This window comes from Gordonia sesuvii, assembly GCF_036350415.1.
In the GTDB taxonomy this organism is placed as follows: Bacteria; Actinomycetota; Actinomycetes; order Mycobacteriales; family Mycobacteriaceae; genus Gordonia; species Gordonia sesuvii.
The window spans coordinates 592,185-609,207 of record NZ_JAZDUF010000004.1 but is presented as its reverse complement, the minus strand read 5'-3'; the positions used below and the strand labels follow the sequence as shown (position 1 = coordinate 609,207).

14 protein-coding genes are annotated in these 17,023 nt (G+C 68.6%); 8 read left to right on the top strand and 6 right to left on the bottom strand.

The annotated features are described in order from the left end of the window. Nucleotides 1-86: 86 nt before the first annotated feature. A complete protein-coding gene (locus VZC37_RS16625) occupies nucleotides 87-1,106 on the top strand; it encodes an AraC family transcriptional regulator (RefSeq protein ID WP_330433673.1) in 1,020 nt (339 codons plus the stop codon). A 197-nt stretch (nucleotides 1,107-1,303) separates the two neighbouring features. Here VZC37_RS16625 and ggh read toward each other — a convergent pair whose 3' ends face one another. Beyond that, entirely contained in the window at nucleotides 1,304-2,644 is a 1,341-nt protein-coding gene (gene ggh / locus VZC37_RS16620) for a glucosylglycerate hydrolase (RefSeq protein WP_330433670.1), read from the bottom strand. A gap of 76 nt (nucleotides 2,645-2,720) precedes the next feature. On the opposite strand from ggh, the gene VZC37_RS16615 reads away from it, so the two are divergent. Then, on the top strand, nucleotides 2,721-3,401 hold the full coding sequence (locus VZC37_RS16615) for an SDR family oxidoreductase (protein WP_330433668.1): 681 nt from the start codon (nucleotides 2,721-2,723) through the stop codon (nucleotides 3,399-3,401). Between the two features lie 225 nt (nucleotides 3,402-3,626). Here VZC37_RS16615 and VZC37_RS16610 read toward each other — a convergent pair whose 3' ends face one another. Continuing rightward, nucleotides 3,627-4,016 carry a nuclear transport factor 2 family protein gene (locus tag VZC37_RS16610; RefSeq protein WP_330433666.1) on the bottom strand — a complete coding sequence of 130 codons (390 nt, stop codon included), beginning with the start codon at nucleotides 4,014-4,016 and terminating at the stop codon, nucleotides 3,627-3,629. A gap of 146 nt (nucleotides 4,017-4,162) precedes the next feature. On the opposite strand from VZC37_RS16610, the gene VZC37_RS16605 reads away from it, so the two are divergent. From VZC37_RS16605 to VZC37_RS16580, 6 genes are all read left to right on the top strand, one after another. After that, a complete protein-coding gene (locus VZC37_RS16605; protein WP_330433664.1) occupies nucleotides 4,163-5,089 on the top strand; it encodes an NAD-dependent epimerase/dehydratase family protein in 927 nt (308 codons plus the stop codon). 319 nt (nucleotides 5,090-5,408) lie between these two features. Further along, complete coding sequence (locus tag VZC37_RS16600; protein ID WP_330433663.1) at nucleotides 5,409-6,398, top strand: glycerophosphoryl diester phosphodiesterase membrane domain-containing protein; 990 nt, start codon at nucleotides 5,409-5,411, stop codon at nucleotides 6,396-6,398. Beyond that, nucleotides 6,395-7,060, top strand: a complete 666-nt coding sequence (locus tag VZC37_RS16595; RefSeq protein WP_330433661.1) for a DUF4129 domain-containing protein — start codon at nucleotides 6,395-6,397, stop codon at nucleotides 7,058-7,060. The genes VZC37_RS16600 and VZC37_RS16595 overlap by 4 nt, the downstream gene beginning before the upstream one ends. Further along, nucleotides 7,057-8,319 carry a DUF4350 domain-containing protein gene (locus VZC37_RS16590; protein WP_330433660.1) on the top strand — a complete coding sequence of 421 codons (1,263 nt, stop codon included), beginning with the start codon at nucleotides 7,057-7,059 and terminating at the stop codon, nucleotides 8,317-8,319. Before VZC37_RS16595 ends, VZC37_RS16590 begins: the two co-directional genes overlap by 4 nt. Continuing rightward, nucleotides 8,316-9,287, top strand: coding sequence for an AAA family ATPase (locus tag VZC37_RS16585; RefSeq protein ID WP_330433659.1), 972 nt, complete (start codon nucleotides 8,316-8,318; stop codon nucleotides 9,285-9,287). The genes VZC37_RS16590 and VZC37_RS16585 overlap by 4 nt, the downstream gene beginning before the upstream one ends. 13 nt (nucleotides 9,288-9,300) lie before the next feature. Continuing rightward, complete coding sequence (locus tag VZC37_RS16580; protein ID WP_330433658.1) at nucleotides 9,301-10,593, top strand: DUF58 domain-containing protein; 1,293 nt, start codon at nucleotides 9,301-9,303, stop codon at nucleotides 10,591-10,593. Between the two features lie 70 nt (nucleotides 10,594-10,663). On the opposite strand, the gene VZC37_RS16575 is transcribed toward VZC37_RS16580, so the two are convergent. Genes VZC37_RS16575 through VZC37_RS16560 form a run of 4 tightly spaced genes read right to left on the bottom strand, consistent with a single transcriptional unit; the run spans nucleotide 10,664 to nucleotide 17,014 of the window. Then, nucleotides 10,664-11,401: a TetR/AcrR family transcriptional regulator gene (locus VZC37_RS16575; RefSeq protein ID WP_330433657.1), complete on the bottom strand. Its 738-nt coding sequence runs from the start codon at nucleotides 11,399-11,401 to the stop codon at nucleotides 10,664-10,666. 18 nt (nucleotides 11,402-11,419) lie between these two features. Then, entirely contained in the window at nucleotides 11,420-13,000 is a 1,581-nt protein-coding gene (locus VZC37_RS16570; protein WP_330433656.1) for an FAD-dependent monooxygenase, read from the bottom strand. Nucleotides 13,001-13,010: 10 nt separating this feature from the next. Continuing rightward, entirely contained in the window at nucleotides 13,011-14,696 is a 1,686-nt protein-coding gene (locus VZC37_RS16565) for a (2,3-dihydroxybenzoyl)adenylate synthase (protein WP_330433655.1), read from the bottom strand. Next, on the bottom strand, nucleotides 14,693-17,014 hold the full coding sequence (locus VZC37_RS16560) for a hydantoinase B/oxoprolinase family protein (protein ID WP_330433654.1): 2,322 nt from the start codon (nucleotides 17,012-17,014) through the stop codon (nucleotides 14,693-14,695). Before VZC37_RS16560 ends, VZC37_RS16565 begins: the two co-directional genes overlap by 4 nt. Between the last annotated feature and the right edge of the window lie 9 nt (nucleotides 17,015-17,023).

Below are 17,023 nucleotides of genomic sequence, written 5' to 3'. Positions count from 1 at the left end.
TAACGAACACCACGGTAGGAGGAAACCGGGCACAGATCTTTTCCATACGGGACACATGACTGTGCATCTGGGGACATGATGAGGAAGTGAAACCGCTCGCCCGCTACGCGTCACTGAACAACTTCGTCGAGCTCGGGCACTCGCTCGGCCTGGACCCGGGCCGGCTGATCCGCGACGTAGGACTGGATCCGGCAAGCATCGGACTACAGGATCGCTGGGTGCCCGCCGAGGCGATCGCCGACGTTCTCGAGCGGGCCGCCGACGCCGCCGACCGCGATGACCTGGGCCTCGCCCTGGCGCAGTCCCGCCGGTTGTCGCATCTGGGTCCGCTGAGTCTGGTGCTTCGTGAAGAGCCCGACGTGCGCAGCGCGCTCCAGGTCCTCATCCGTCATCAGCACATGTACAACGAGGCGCTGCGCACGCGGCTGAGTGAGAATCACGGGATCGCAACGCTGCGGGTCACACTCGACGTCGGCCGTCCCGGTGACTTCCGACAGTCGACCGACCTCGCGATCGGGGTACTGCAACAGCTGCTGCAGGGATTCATCGACCCGGGCTGGCGTCCGCTCGGCGTCTCCTTCAGCCATTCGGCGCCACGCGACCTGCGCGTCTGCCAGACCCTCTTCGGCCACCATGTCGAGTTCGACGCCGAGTTCGACGGAATCTCGCTGTACACAAAGGATCTCGACACACCCAATGCGATGGCGGACCCCATGCTGCGGCAGTACACGCAGCAGTTGCTCGGCGACCTCGACACCCCGACGGCACCGTCGACCGAGCAACGTGTCCGTGAGCTCGTCGAGTTGCTGCTGCCGACCGGACGCTGCACCGTAGGCCAGATCGCGCGCAGCCTCGGCGTGGATCGACGGACCGTCCACCGGCGTCTCGACGAGGAGGACACGACGTACTCGGCCATCCTCGACGACACCCGCGCCGAGCTCGCCCGGCACCTTGTCAGCAGTGGGCGGCATCCGATGATCGAGGTGGCCGAGACGCTGGGCTTCTCCTCGCCCGGCAACTTCAGTCGCTGGTTCCGCACACGCTTCGGCCAGTCCCCCACCGTGTGGCGTGCGGAGCTGGTCAGTAGCCCCTCGATGGTCGAGTAGCCGCCCAGTCGACCCCCCGATGGTCGAGTAGCCGCCGAGCCGACCCCCCGATGGTCGAGTAGCCGCCGAGCCGCTAGGCGAGGTGGCGTATCGAGACCACGTGCGTCACAATCGTTTCCGGACGCCACAGAGCGTCACCGGATCTCGATACGGCTCCTCGCTGCCGCTCGTCACCTACTCGATCAGCGGAAAGGCGCTCAGTCCAGCCAGTCCAGCACCGCCGCGGCGGTCCAGCTCTGCTGCATGCTGCCGAGCGGTTCGCCGGTGAACGGTTCGTAATACTCCGCGAACGCGCCGTCGGTGGCCTGCCGCAGTCCCTCCTCGCGCAGCCGGGCCGACCGCTCGGTCCACCCGCGGCGCGCGAACGCCCAGCTGAACAGCCAGGTCATCACCGGCCAGACCGGTCCGCGCCAGTACTCGCGCGGACGAAAGTCCATCGAGATCGGCGACGTCGACGGCGGCACCGCGTATCGCAGATCGGGATGACCGCAGAACCGCGGGCCGTCGAACAGGCGCAGCAGGGCGCGCTCACGTTCCCGCGACAACCCGCCGCAGAGCAGCGGCGCGAACACCGCGAGCGTCTCGGTGTTGATCCACTGATCGGTGCGCAGGTCATAATCCCTTGCGGCGCCATTGCGTTCGTTCGCCGATGCCACCACCCCGGCACGAAACCGGTCCGCCCACGCACGCAGATCACGAACGTCGGAGCGTGGCTTCGAGTAGTCCTCACCGATCGTCGCGAGCACATCGCAGGCGACGGCGAAGATGGCGCTGACGAACACGTCCTCCACGGCGAAACTCATCACCTTCGGGAGCAGGTCGTCGTCGTAGTTCGCGCGTTTCATCTGCTCGACGAGCCACAGGTAGCGGTCATACTCGAGGTCCGACGGCCGCATCGAGAGGTCACCGACATGGTCCAGGTCGGCGCGGACGTAGGCCGGCAGATCCACGCCCGGTACGACGTTCGCGTACGGGCGGTCCCACCGCGGCGAGTTGTCCATCCCGGACTCCCAGCCATGAAACAAGGTGACGCGGCCGTTGCCGTGCGGGTCGCGCGCGTGGGCGAGCCAACGATGCCACCGCACGAGCGACGCCCATCGCCGGTCGATGAACTCGTTGGCCACCGCCCGGGTGGTCCGGCCGTGCCGGCGCGAATGGTCGAGGATGCGTTGGACGGCAATCGCATGGACCGGGGGTTGGGTGATGCCCGAGGTGTCGGGTGCGTCCGGGGCGCTCGGCGCGAGGCGCGCGCACTCCCAGCGCGCCGGCCCGGGGAAGTAGCCGTCGCGGCCGTTGGCGAACACGATGTGCGGGATCATCCCGTTGTCCCATTGCGCCGAGAGCAGCGTGTCCATCTCGATCACCGCCCGCTCCACCGACAGCGGCGCGAGGCCGACGGTCACGAAGGCGGCGTCCCAGCTCCACATGTGTGGGTACAGCTTGGGCGCGGCGCTGGTCATGCTGCCCAGATCGTTGCCGCGCAGCAGGTACGCGGCGCGGGCAGACAACTGAGTCGGGGTGAATCCATACCGGGCCACCAGTCGATTCTGCACCGCCCGCGTCGTCGTCGCGCACCGAGGAGGTGCCCCGGAGGTGCCGGGTAACGTCGATGCTGTGTCGACCGCATTGATCACCGGCGCCAGTCGGGGCCTCGGCGCCGAGATCGCCCGACGGCTCTCCCCCACCCACGACCTGCTGCTCGGGGGACGCCCGTCGCCCGAGCTCGATCGGCTCACCGCGGAGCTCGACGGCGCGAGCACGTTTCCCGTGGAACTGACCGACTATGAGGAGGTGGAGGCCGCCGTCGAGGCGATCACGTCCCTCGACGTCCTGGTCCACAACGCCGGGGTCGGCAGCAGCCTCGAACCGATCGCCGACACCCCCGTCGAGGAATGGCATCAGGTCCTCGAGGTGAACCTGGTGGCCGCGGCCGAACTCACCCGCCTGCTGCTCCCGGCGCTGCGCGAGGCGCATGGCCATGTGGTGTTCATCAACTCGGGCGCGGGCCGCCGCGCCAACGCGAGGTGGGCGCCGTACGCGGCGAGCAAGTTCGGTCTGCGCGCGCTCGCCGACGCATTGCGCGCCGAGGAACCGACCCTGCGCGTCACGACGATCTTCCCCGGCCGCATCGACACCGACATGCAGCGCGACATCGTCGCGCGCGAGGGCGACGAGTACGACCCGTCGCGGTTCCTGAAGACCTCGACCGTCGCCGGCGCGGTGGTGCATGCGATCACCACGTCGGCCGACGCGCATCCGGAGGAGATCGTGTTGCGGCCGACGGGGCGGGGTTGAACCGGCCTCCCCGTTCCCTGAGGAGCGAGCCTGCGAGCGTCTCGAAGGGTCTCGAAGGGCGGCCCTTCGTGACGCCCCTCCGCTAGCGCTCCGGGGCTCCTCAGGGACCGGGGGATATTGCGGTCCGGGCCCCTCCCCTCAGGGACCGGAGGATATTGCGGTCCGAGCCCCTCCGCTCAGGGACCGGGGGATATAGCGCTCCGGGGCTCCTCAGGGATCGGGGGATCAGATCTGCTTCAGATCCGACTGCTCCCACACCGCACGCATCGACGACACCTTGCCGTCGGCGTCGAACACCATGATGTCGATCGGGGTGATCTCGAACTTCATCCCCGACGTGCCCGTGACCAGCGTGAACTCGAACACTGCCGTGTCGCCGGCGATCTTCTTCCACTTGAGGGTCGCCGACCGCTCGTCCATCCCGGTGATCACCGAGTAGAACTCGATGAGCTGCTCGCGGGTGGTGCGTAGCTCGGCCCCGATCGGGTCCTCGACCGTCGCGTTGGCGGCGTACAGGTCCGCGATCTGCTCCGCCGTTCCGTTGGTCAGCAACTCGACGTATGCGTCCACGGTCGCGTTGATCTGCTCGCTCAGGGTCCCCTGCTCCACCGTCATGGTTGGCCTCTCATCGAAGTAGAACGTGTTCTAGTTTGTGACGTTAGCACTGTCTACCGGAAGGTCACCCGCGTTCGCTCGATCCGGGTCGGTGCGCGGCGGGCAAGGTCGGCATGTCGTCGGCGCCACGATGCGACACTGGGCACATGCGTCCGTCGCACGTTTTCGTCACCGGCGGCACCGGCGCGCTCGGAGGCCACGCGGTTCCCGCCCTGATATGCGCCGGGCACACCGTCTCCGCGCTCGCCAGAACCCCGCGGAAGGCCGAGCTCCTGCGCAGCCAGGGCGCGCGCCCGGTCGAGGTCTCGCTCATCGACCAGGCGGCTCTCGCCGAGTGTTTCCTCGGCCAGGACGTGGTCGTCAACCTGGCGTCCGCGCTACCCCCGACGCATCGCTTCGTCCTGCGGTCCGCGTGGAAGGAATGCACGCGGATTCGCACCGAGGGGTCCACCGCCGTGGTGAACGCGGCACTCGAGGCAGGCGTACCTCGCCTGATCCAAGAATCGGTGGTGATGATCTGCGCGGACGGCGGCGCAGACTGGGTCGACGAACGATCAGCCGTCGACCATTTCCCGATCGCCGTCGGCAACCACGCGGCGGAGGCAAACGCACGCCGATTCGGCGACTCCGGCGGCACGGCGGTGGTCTTGCGTTTCGGGCTGTTCTACGGGCCGGGCGCCGCCCACAGCGAACAGATCATGCGGATCGCGCGTCGCCACATCGGATTTCGGGCCGGACGACGTGACAGCTACATGTCGTCGATTCATCTGGAGGACGCTGCGTCCGCGGTCGTGGCTGCGCTGCACTGCCCGGCCGGAACCTTTCACATCGTCGACGACGAACCCGTCACCGCCGAGGACCACGCCGAGGCGGTCGGCGCGGCCGTCGGCACGCATCCGTGGCTCGGCGTGCCGGGTCGTGCCGCTGCCCTGCTCGGCGACCGCACCACGTCGATGACGAGGTCACTACGGGTACGCAACACACGGTTTCGGGACGCGACGGGGTGGGCGCCGCGGTATCCGAGTGTCCGGGAAGGCTATGCCCAGATGGTCGGCGCGCTCGGCTACAGGTGACCCGGCGTGGTGCCGACCTGGCATCGAGCCCATCATCCGCGCGACCTACATACCGGCTCGACGGCGTCTGATTTTGGTAGTTTCGCCGCACACAGACCAATTGCCGCCCGAGGAGAGGGGACGACGCACCATGGGTGAGATCCCCGATCATCGACCGCCCGGCTCACGTGCTCCATGGGCGCCGCCCGGATGGGCTCCGGTGCCACCGTCGGCGCCGTATGGGGGGCCTGCGCATCCCGGACCGCCGTATCCCTCTCCGCAGCAACCCTTCCCGGCACCCCCGTACCCGACATCCCCGTACCCTGCACCCCAATGGGGTGTGGGCGGCGGAGGGCAACCGCCGTACGGGAATCCGCTGGTCGCCCACAAGCCCGGCATCATCCCGCTGCGCCCGCTGACCGTCGGCGACATCCTGCAGGCGGTGTTCACCGCGGTGCGCCGCGGCCCGGGCACCTACCTCGGGCTGACCCTGGTGACCTGGCTCGTGTTCCTGCTGGTGCTCGGCGTGGTGGGAGGCGCCCTCACGGCGTTCATCTGGACCGGAGGCGCCGACGACCTGGACGGTGTGGTCGCGTTCTCCGGCGTGATGCTGTTGGCGGTGCTGGGTGGGTTCGTCAGTGCGGCGCTCAGCGGCATCCTGGCCTACCCGTTCAACCAGCAGGCGATCGGCCGAACGCCCACGGTGGCGGAATCCCTCCGTGAGACCCGATCGACGCTCCCGCCGCTGTGCGGGCTGTATCTGCTGCTCGCCGGCGCCTCGACGTTGGTGATCGGCCCGGTGATCGCCCTGACCATCACCGGGATGGTGGCCGACGAGATCTCGCTGTCGATGGTGTTGCTCATCCTGTTGCTGCTCGCAGTCGTGGGCGCCTGGGTGTCGGTGCGATTCGCCTTCTGCCTGGCGGCGGTGGTCGTCGAGCGACGGGGTGTGTTCGACGCCCTGCGACGATCGTTCGCATTGACCGCGGGACGGTTCTGGCGCACCTTCGGCGTGTTGTTCCTCGTCGGGGGGCTCGCCGCGATCGTCTCGTCCGTGATCTCCGGAAGCATCCAGACGATGACGGCACTCGTGTGGGGGATCGGCAACACCAGCGACGTCGGATTCTCCGCCGGGTTCATCTTCGCGCTCGTGCTGCCGCTGCTCGGTTCCGCGGTCGCCGGTATCGTCACGCAGCCGTTCGTCGCGATCACCGTCGCGGCCCTGCATGTGGATGCCCGCATCCGTTCGGAGGGCTACGATCTCGTGCTCGGCCAGACCGCCGCGGACCGGGCGGCCGGCCGACCGCCGGGTGGCTGGACCACCCCGTGACGATCGCGGTCACGATTGCCGCCGGCTTGTCCCCCGGCAACGACGAGGCCCGGGAGTGGCTCGAGGACGAACTGTCGAAACCCCGGTACGGCGAGAGTGAACCCGGGTTGCTCGAACGATTCACCACCGCGGTGAACGACTGGCTGGATTCGGTGCTCGGCTCCATCAGCGGTACGTCGACGCCCCTGCCCGGGTTCGTCGCCGCAATCGTGGCGGTCGCATTGCTCGCGCTCGGTCTGTACCTCCTTCGATTCGTTCGCCGCACCCCCCGCGCCCGCACCGACGGCAGCGGCAGCGTGCTCGCCGGCGAAGCCCTGAGCGCCGACGAGTTCCGTCGACGAGCTCGTGACGCCATGGCCCGCAACGACTTCGACACCGCCGTCCGCGACGCGATGCGGGCCATCGCGCGCCGCGGCTTCGAACGCACGCTGCTGCCCGACGCGCCGTCGCTCACCGCGCACGAGGTCGCGGACGGATTGGTCGCCAGTTTTCCCGGCGAGACGGCCCGACTGCGGTCCGCCGCAGCGGTCTTCGACGAGGTCGCCTATGGCGGGCGGCACGCCGATCACGGGCAGGCCCTGGCCATGATCGACCTCGATGACACCCTCGCGCGGACCCGGCCCCACACGACCGCGGCTCCCATGGTGGAGGCCGGAGCATGACGGCCACCACCGAGGCGCCACCGGTCGCCACCGGAGGCCGGGCCGGAGGGTGGCGGATGGCCGGCTGGACGTTGCTCGCCGTGGTGGTCGTCGCGACACTCGCCATCCTCGCCGCACTCGTCGGCGACTCCCCGGGCGACGCCCCCACCGAGCGGCTCGACCCGCAGAACCCCGGCGCCATCGGCGCGGGTGCGCTCGCCGCGGTTCTCGACGATCGCGGGGTCGCGGTCACCGTCGCGCGTGGCCAGAACGACCTGCTCGCCGAGCCGCGCCCGGGCTCGAACACCACCGTGGTGATCGGTGCGACAGACGAACTCGGCGATACGACCGCCCGAGAGTTCCTCGACCACGTCCGCGGGGCCGGCCGCATCATCGTCGTCGCACCGACGATGCGGGGACTCGGGTTGCTCGATCTCCCCGTCGCCACCGGCTCGGCCATCGGGATCACCGACGCCGTCGACGCGGACTGCATCACCGACGACATCGCCCGCGACGACATGATCCTGCACGACGTGGACGGGTATCAGGTGGTGGGCGAGAGCATCGCCGCCACAAGCTGTTTCACTGTCGACGACGTATCGGGCGTCGTTCGCCTCGACGCGACATCCACCCGCCCGGAGGTGCTCGTCGTCAGCGGCCAGTTCCTGCAGAACGACCAGATCACTCGTTTCGACAACGCCGGCGTCGCGGTACGCACCTTCGGGAACTCCGACCGCCTGCTGTGGTACCTGCCGTCGTTCGACGACACCCTGACGACCCCGGATGTCCAGGACGAACCGTCTGATGTGCCCCTCGCGGTCGGGCCTCTCGTCCTCCTCGCCTTCTTCGGCCTGATCGCACTGATGTTCTGGCGCGGAAGGCGTTTCGGTCCGCTGGTCAGTGAACCGCTACCCGCGGTCGTGAAGGCCATCGAGACCACCCAGGCGCGTGGCCGGATGTACCACAAGGCGCGAGCCGATGACCGCGCCGCCGGACAGCTGCGTATCCACACCCTCGAGCGCATGTCCCGCCATCTGGGTCTGCCGTTCGACGCGGCGCGGGCGAGTCGGGACCTCGACGACGCCGGCGACTTCGGGGGTGTCGGTCCACCCACCCCGGCCGTCCTGGCGATCGTCGCCGCAGCCGCACAGGCCAGCGGCCACGACCCTCGACACGTCCACGCGTTGCTCGCGGGTCCACTCCCCCAGACACCGGAGCAGCTCGTGCAGTTCACATCCGAATTGACCGCCCTCGACCAGGAAGTCCGTCGCACACCATGACCGTCAATCCGACCACCTTCGCCGACGCCCGCGCCGCCCTGTCCGCCGTCCGCGAGGAGACCGCCAAAGCCGTTGTCGGACAGGATGCTGCGGTGACCGGCATCCTGATCGCGCTGCTGTGTCGCGGCCACATCCTGCTGGAGGGCGTCCCGGGTGTCGCGAAGACGTTGCTCGTGCGGTCCACCGCGGCCGCGCTGGACGTCGACACCAAACGCGTCCAGTTCACGCCCGACCTGATGCCCGGCGATGTGACCGGATCCCTCGTGTTCGACGGCGCCACGTCGGAGTTCACGTTCCGCGAGGGCCCGGTGTTCACCAACCTGCTCCTGGCGGACGAGATCAACCGCACGCCCCCCAAGACGCAGGCATCCCTACTGGAGGCCATGGAGGAGCGGCAGGTGTCGGTCGATGGCATCCCCCGGCCGCTGCCGTCGCCGTTCCTCGTCGCGGCCACGCAGAACCCGGTCGAGTACGAGGGCACCTACCCGCTGCCCGAGGCGCAGCTCGACCGGTTCCTGATCAAAGTCACGCTGCCGCTTCCGCCGCGCGACGATGAGATCGCCGTCGTCATGCGGCACGCCGCGGGATTCGATCCCCGTGACCTCGCCGCCGCCGGGGTGCGCCCGGTCGCCTCCGCGCAGGACGTGATCACCGGTTCGGACGCGGTGCGGCGGGTCGCGGTGTCGCCGCCGGTGGCCGCGTACATCGTCGACATCGCCCGTGCGACCCGGATGTCCCCGTCGCTGGCGCTGGGCGTGAGTCCGCGCGGTGCAACGGCGTTGCTCGCCACCAGTAGGGCGTGGGCGTGGCTCAACGGCCGCGACTACGTCACCCCTGACGACGTCAAGTCGTTGGCGCAATCGACGCTGGCACACCGCCTGTCGCTACGGCCTGAGGCCGAACTGGAAGGGGTGTCGGTGGCCGCCGTGCTCGACGCCGCGATCGGCTCCGTCCCGGTTCCGCGCTGACCCGGCCGTCGACATGTTCGTGACCGGCCGCTTCTTCGTCCTGGTGCTGGTGGGCGCCATCCCGATCGTCGTGTACCCACATTTCGGCACGGTCGGTCTGTGGCTGCTGTTCTGCGTGATCGTGCTGGTGCTGGACGTGATCGGTGCCGGCTCGACGACGGTGGTGCGGATGACCCGGACACCGACCGCACCCATTCGCCTCGGGGACGCCACCGACTCGACGCTGCTGGTGGAGAACCTCGGCAGTCGCCGGTTTCGCGGCCACCTCCGCGACGCGTGGCAGCCGTCGGCCGGCGCGACCGGCAATCGGCACCGCGTCACGATCCCGCCGGGCGAGCGTCGCGCCGTCACCACCGCCCTTCGTCCGACCCGGCGCGGCGACCGGCATGCCATCCGCGTTACGATCCGCCGGACCGGACCGCTCGGCCTCGGGGGACGGCAGCGCTCGCAGTACGCACCCGGGCATGTCCGCGCGCTGCCGCCGTTCGGGTCACGCAAGCATCTGCCGTCGCGGCTCGCGCGGCTGCGGCAGCTCGACGGTCGGTCCGCGGTGCGGATCCGCGGGCAGGGCACCGAATTCGATTCGCTGCGCGACTATGTCGAAGGCGACGACGTCCGCAGCATCGACTGGCGGGCGACCGCACGCCGACAATCCACGGTGGTGCGCACCTGGCAGCCGGAGAAGGACCGACACATCGTCATCGTGCTGGACACCTCACGCACGTCGGCGGGGCGGGTCGACGACGTTCCGCGGCTCGACGCCGCGATGGACGCCGCGCTGCTGCTGGCCGCGTTGGCATCGCATGCGGGCGATCGGGTCGACCTCATCGCCGGTGACCGCCGCGTTCATCGCCGAGTGGTCGGCTCGTCACGGACGACCCTGCTCAGCGACCTCGTCAACGCGATGGCCCCACTGGAACCAGCTCTGTTGGAGGCGGATTGGCCGCTGTTGGGCGCCGAGGTGACGAAGGTGTCGCGGCAGCGGGCACTGCTCGTGCTGCTCACCCCACTCGAGCCGGCCGCCGTGGAGGAGTCACTACTCCCGCCGCTGTCGGTTCTCGCGCAACGGTATCGGGTCGTCATCGGGTCGGTCGCCGATCCGGCACTTCCGGCGATGCTCGACCAACGCGACGACGCCCGCGAGATCTATGACGCCGCAGCTGCCGCACGCACGATGGCGCTCCGTAACCGCACCGCCGCTGCAGTCGGACGGCTCGGGGTGGATGTCGTGGACGCCGAGCCGGAGCGATTGCCCGCGGCACTGGCCGATCACTATCTGGTGCTCAAGTCGAGAGGACTGTTGTGAGTGCCGACTGGCGATGTAGACGTCTAGGTGAGGTTCCAGCCCTTCTGATGCCACGCGGGTACCGCGATCCTCACTCGGGCCGCAGCGTCCGTTCCAGATAGTCCAAGTTCTGCCGCATCTGCGCGATCACACGCTCGGGACCCGGCTCCGAATCACCGGCATTCGGATCCAGAAGCGCATTGACCGCCATGTCCGCGAGTTGGCGGGCAATGCTCCGGTCGGCTTCTGGATCACCCGGATGATGCCACCAGGCGATCCAATTCAGCATGCCGATGATGCCGAGTGCGGACACCCGTGGGTCGGCGGGTCGAAACCGGCCCTCACCGATCCCGTCCTCGACCGCGGCCACCAGTTCCTTCAACACGCGTCGACGGCTCTGCCGATACGTCTCGGCCAGCGCGGGCGGCAACTCGGCCTCCGACCGGATCAACAGACGGAACCGGTCCAGTGTCTGACTCTGATGTAGTGCGATGGACATCGCCATCTCGTGCACCTTGGCCACCGGGTCGAGGTCGTTGCGAGCGTTGATCTCGTGCAGCAGGACCGCGGGCTCTTCGGCGATCTCGCTCACCAGGCGCGCAAACAGCTCGTCCTTGTTGGCGACATAGTGGTACAAAGCCGGCCGGGTCAGTCCGGTCGCATCGGCGATGTCCTGCAACGTCGTGCTCGCCAGCCCCTTCTCGGCGAACAGACGCGTGGCCTGCTCCATGATCTCGCGCTCGACCAGCTCACGCCGAGAGTTGCTGCGGCCGCCCCTGGCGGTGGCCGCCGCGCCCTCGGTGGTCGCCTTCGGCGTCGAGCTGGTCATAGGCGAAGAATAGTGCCGTCAGACCGCAGCAGTGTGCACAGCCTCGGACACACCGCCCCGCCTGGCGGCATCGGCTATACACACCAGATCGGCGCGCAGGCTCACCAGCCCGGCCACCAGGTCGTCCTGGGAGTCGGTCGGCGCCTCGACGACCACCACCGCAGCGGTCTCGCGCCGCAGCCGTTCACCGAGATCGAGGCGGGTCAGCACCGCACCGCGGTCGGCGCTGCCGGTCAGCCACAGGACGGATGCACCCGCCGATCGCGCGACGATGTCGTCGGCGCCGGCACCCCACCCGGAATCGAGGTCCACGGTGATCACCTCGGTGCCGGGTTCATCCCGCAGTGACTCCGGGGCGGTCCGCCGCGGAAAGGTGAACCCGTGCCTGGCCAGCGGCCGCGCCAACACCCAGTCGGCCATCCGCTCGTCGGGGACCCGCGCCGAATCCACCCCGGCGTATTCCGCGAGACCGCGGGTAGCGATGTCGGGCGCCGACGACACGAACCGATCCAGTCCGACCTTCCCGGCCCGCGTCATGTAGGCGATCATCAGCTGCTCGACGGGAATGTCGGTGCGGCTCGGGAACGACTCCCACCACAGCTCGCTGCGGGCGGCGATCGACTGCAGATACTCGACGCCCGGACGACGCGCGGCCTCGTAAGCCGTCAGCGCGTCGTCGAGGGTCGATGCGTCCCGAACCGCACGGTCCAGGGCGATGGCGTCCTCCATCGCCAGCTTCGTACCGGAGCCGATCGAATAGTGCGCGGTGTGCGCGGCGTCGCCGAGCAGTACGACATTGCCAATGTGCCACCGTTCGCAGGTGACCGTTCGAAAGCGCATCCAGCGGGTGCGGTTCCCGATCAGCCGATGTCCGCCGAGGGTGTCGGCGAACGCGTCCTGCAGGTAGGCCAGCGACGTCTCGTCGCTGTCGGCGGCCGCGGTCTGCTCGGACGAGACATCGAAACCGGCGTTGCGCCAGGTGGTCTCGTCGGTTTCGATGAGGAAGGTGCTGCGATCGTGGGAGTACGGGTAGGCGTGGGCGACGAAGGTGCCGTGCGCGGTGGTCACCGGGGTGAAGATCGCGCTGGGCAACGCGAAATCCGTTCCGCACCAGAGGTACAGGCCGTCGCCGGTGGTGATGTGCGGTCGGAACTCGGCAGACAGTTCGGTGCGGGTGGCACTGTTCACCCCATCGGCCGCGATGATGAGATCGGCGTCGAGGTCGCCCACCGATCGTCGCTGGCCGAACTCCAGCCGCACACCGGCATCGGCAGCATGCTTCTGCAGTACGTCGAGCAGGGTCGTCCGCGCGATGGCGAGCAGTTCACCATGCGACAGCCGCGCCACATGATCGCCGACCCTCATCGACATCTCGTGCGGATGGGACACGTCGACGATGGCGTCGAGCGAATCCGGATCGGCCTCCCGCAAATTGCGTTGAGTACGCGACGCCAGCCCGACGCCGAACCCGAATGTAGTGTCCGGCGAACCCTGTTCATAGACGGTGACCTCGGCGTCGGGGTGGCTGCGCTTGAGCAGCCGTGCCGCGTACAGGCCGCCCGGCCCGCCGCCGAGCACGGCGATGCGACTGACATTCATCGGTCTTTCCTCACTGATCTGGGGTTTCGGCAAGCCTGGCGACGATGTCGGCGCGGAGCCGCTTTTTGTCGATCTTGCCCACATTGGTCTGGGGAAACGCACTCACGAACTCGAGCCGTTCGGGCCATTTGAACTTGGCCACACCACGCGCCTCGAGGTGCCCCCGCATCTCGCTCATCGACAGCACTGTGCCGTCCACCGTCACGAGATAAGCGCAGGTGCGCTCACCCAGCCGTGGATCGGGCATGGCCACGACCGCCGCGTTCTGCACGTTCGGGTGCGTCACGAGCAGCTGTTCGACCTCTTCGGCGTTGATCTTCTCGCCGCCGCGGTTGATCAGGTCCTTGATGCGCCCTTCGATCGAGACATACCGGACGCCGTCGATGACGACGATGGATGCCAGGTCTCCGGTCCGATAGAAGCCGTCGGAGGTGAAGGCCGTCCGATTGTGTTCGGGCGCATCGAAGTAGCCCGGGATGGTGTACGGCCCGCGACAGGTCAACTCGCCGACCTCGCCGTCGGCCACCTCGGTCTCGGTGCCGGGTTCGAGGATGCGGATCTCGTCGGTCACCGCGATCGGCGTGCCGACCGTGGTCATGCGGGCCGACGCCGGCGAATCGTGCGGGGAGACGGTGAACAGACCTTCCGACATCCCGAACAGTTGTCCTGCCCAATGTTTCTCGCCGTCGTCGACGCGCTCGAACAGTTCGGGGCTCACCTTGGCGCCGGACAGGATGACGGTGCGCAGCACCGGTCGGACCTCGTCGAAAGCCGGACTCACGACGGCCTGATAGTGGCCGTGGCCGATGAGTACGTCGGTGGCCTGTGCTCGCGCCATCAACGGAAATGCCTGGGTGACATCGGCGGTCGCCAGAACCAGACAGGCACCGACGGAATGTGCGGCGTGCAGCCCGCAACTGATCCCGGCGTTGTGGATGATCGGGATGAGGTGCGCGACCCGGGTGTCTGCAGTCCAGCCGAGGCGGCGTGCGTAGAGTCGTGCGTTGTCCCAGTATTCGACGTGGCGTCGCGGGATCACCTTGGGCACACCGGTGGTACCGCCGGAGAGCTGGAAGGCGACGACGTCGAGCGGATCGATCTCGGCCTGCACCGCCGCGACCCGTGCGCGCGCGTCGTCGGGTGCGATGTCGGCGCCGAGCGTCTCAACCGGGGTCCCCTCACCCGCGGTTGCGCCGATGGTCAGCATCGTCCGCAGAGTCGGATGGCCTTGTGCCTGCTCGCGGGCGAAGTCGACGAGGTCGAACGACAGGCCCGCCTCGACGACGTGGCCCACGGCGCCGACGGCGCGGGAGATATGGCCGATCTCGTGTCCGCGGTGCGCGGCGAGGGTGGCCACCGGCACCAGTCCCGCCTTGATGCAGCCGTACCAGGTGAGCACCGTCTCCAGTCGGTTGGTCGCCTGGAACAGGATCGGGTCGCCCGGCACCAATCCGAGGTCCAGGAGACCGGCGGCGATCTGATCGGTACGCTGCCCGAGTTCGCGGTAGGTGACCGTGCCGCCATCGGTGGTCACGGCAGGCCGGTCGGTGTATCGGTCGACACTGTCCTGCAGACGTTGTGCCAGTGGCCGATCCGTCCACTCCCCTGCGCTCCGATAGGCCTCGGCGAGGTCCTCGGGGTAGCCGACCAGCCGATCGCCCCATCGCGCTCGGCCGGCCGGCTTCGTCATCGTCATCGGCCCGCCACCGCGGGGAGCAGCTGGGCGAGTTCGGCGACCCGGTCGGGATGATCGACGGGGACGATGCCCGAGTAGATCGCGGTCCAGCAACCGGGGCAGCAGTGCTGCCGGAAGACGACCTTAGTGTCGACGTACTCACCGGGGTCGGAGGTGACCTGCGGTCCCGCGTCGCTCGACGGACCGTCGTAGCGGGCCAGGTCGAGGCGTCCGGTCTTGCTGTCGCCGAGAAGCCGTCCACAGTGGGCGCATCCGACGGCGCGCGACTCCCCGATGGTGACCTCGACGAGGTTGTCGTCGAGCCGACGTGCACGGCTCAGGTCGAGGTTCGCCTCCTGGCTCTGCGGGACATCGGACCGGTCGCGGCGGGCCTCGCGCAGCTCGTTGCGTTTCTGCTCGGTGCCGGCCTCATCGACCTGTCCGTCGGCGAGCACGACGCCGTAGTTGTCGGCTGCGCCGGTCGGGGTGACCTTTCCGTTGCGGACGTCGTCGGCCACCGACTCCGGTTCCCGCCGTAGTGGATCTCCGTAGCCGCCGCCACCCTGCCAGTGCATGTAGAGCACCTCGCCGGGCGCCAGGTAGCTTTCGGCGTAGCAGGGGCCGAGTTCCTTGTCGCCGGACAGATCTTCCAGCGTTGCCGGAATCGTGCCCTGGGCCAACAGATCCTGCACCCCGGAGGCGCGGGCGAGGATCTCCAGCCCGGTGTTGCCCGGGAGCCCGCCGGCGAGGCCGGAGTTCTGCGCGACAGCCTTGCCGGCCGACGCGAACACCAGCCCCATCGGCAGACTCGTTCCATACGGGGTGACGGCCAGCGAGGCCGATACACCGCCACGATGCCGGCCGGGCCCGCCGGAGTCGGGTTCCTCACGGCGCCACAGGGTCAGCAGCGGGTAGAGGAACTCGGTCATCTCGGTGTCGGGGATGCGGCCCATAGGGATGCAGAACAGACCGCCGGTGTCCATCCCGTCGGCGACCGGCCGTGCCCCGTAGCCACCGGCCATCGGTTCCATCATGATGTTGAGGAACGGCACCGGTTGCTCGCCACGTTCGTCGAGACCGGCGACCACGGCGGTGTCCCAGGTGCCGCAGCACGACGCCTGCACGTTCTTCCCGAGTTCGAGATGACGGTCCAGCATCTGCGCCAGACATTCGGCGATCAGGTTGCCGGTCAACCAGGCCGGCCCGATCGGGCCGCGACTCACCGCGGCCGGGAAGGTGGCGTTGTTGATCGTCCCCTCCTCGGCGATCAGGTCGAAGCAGCGCATCAGACCGCCTGCCGACCAAGGGATGTCACCGGCGAGAATCGGCAGCAGCGCCAGCATCACCCCGCCGCGCATGCCGGCGTAGGTGCAGTTGATGACGCCGGTCTGCGGGTCGGTACCGGTGAAGTCGAACGACAGGTGGTCGGCTTCTTTGGTCATCGCGACGGTGATCTTGTGGACCTCGCGGTCGCCGGTCTGCGCCTGATCCTGGTACCCGGTGGCATGCCAGGTACCGTCGGGCAGATCGGTCAGCTTGGCGCGCAGCCGGCTCTCGGCGTCGGCCATCATCCGTTTCATCACGGCCTTGACGGTGTCGGCACCGTACTGTTCGATGACCGCGAGCAGACGGTCGCGACCCACACTGTTGGCACCGATCTTGGCGCGCAGATCGAGACCGACGAGCATCGGCACCCGGGAGCGCCGTACCCAGACGTCGGCGACGTCGCGCTGCAACTCGAAGTCACGCACGACCTTGATCGGTGGCGTCGGAAGGGATTCGGAGAAGACATCTTTGGCGGCCGGGTCGAAGGATCCGAGCCCGGAACCGCCGAGGTCGGGTTCGTGGCAGATGGCGCTGGTCCAGCCGAACAGCTGGCCGTCGTAGAAGACGGGTTGGTAGACGATGACGTCGCTCTGGTGCAGGCCACCGCCGACCCACGGATCGTTGCAGAGGAACATGTCACCCTCGGTGATGCCGGGGTTGGTCGACCGGTTCTGCAGCGTCCAGTAGATGGCGAGGTCGACGGCCCCGACGAGCATCGTGTTGTAGAGGCCCACCTGCACCTCCTGACCGATCTCGTCGCTGACGGCGAAGTCGAAGTCGTTGGCGTCGGTCACGATCGGCGATCCGGACATGCGCTTGAGCGCCTCGCCCATCTCGTCGGTCACCGACCACAGGCGGTGCCGGATGACCTCGTAGGTAAGGGGGTCGACGGCGTCGATCTGTTCCTGGGTGACGGTGTGGACGGGCAGCGACGGCGGCAACGAGCGGGCCAGCGCGTCGAGGTCCGTCGGTCGGCTGGAGAAGACCTCCGAGCCGGGAATGGGTGCGGTCATGAGTGCAGA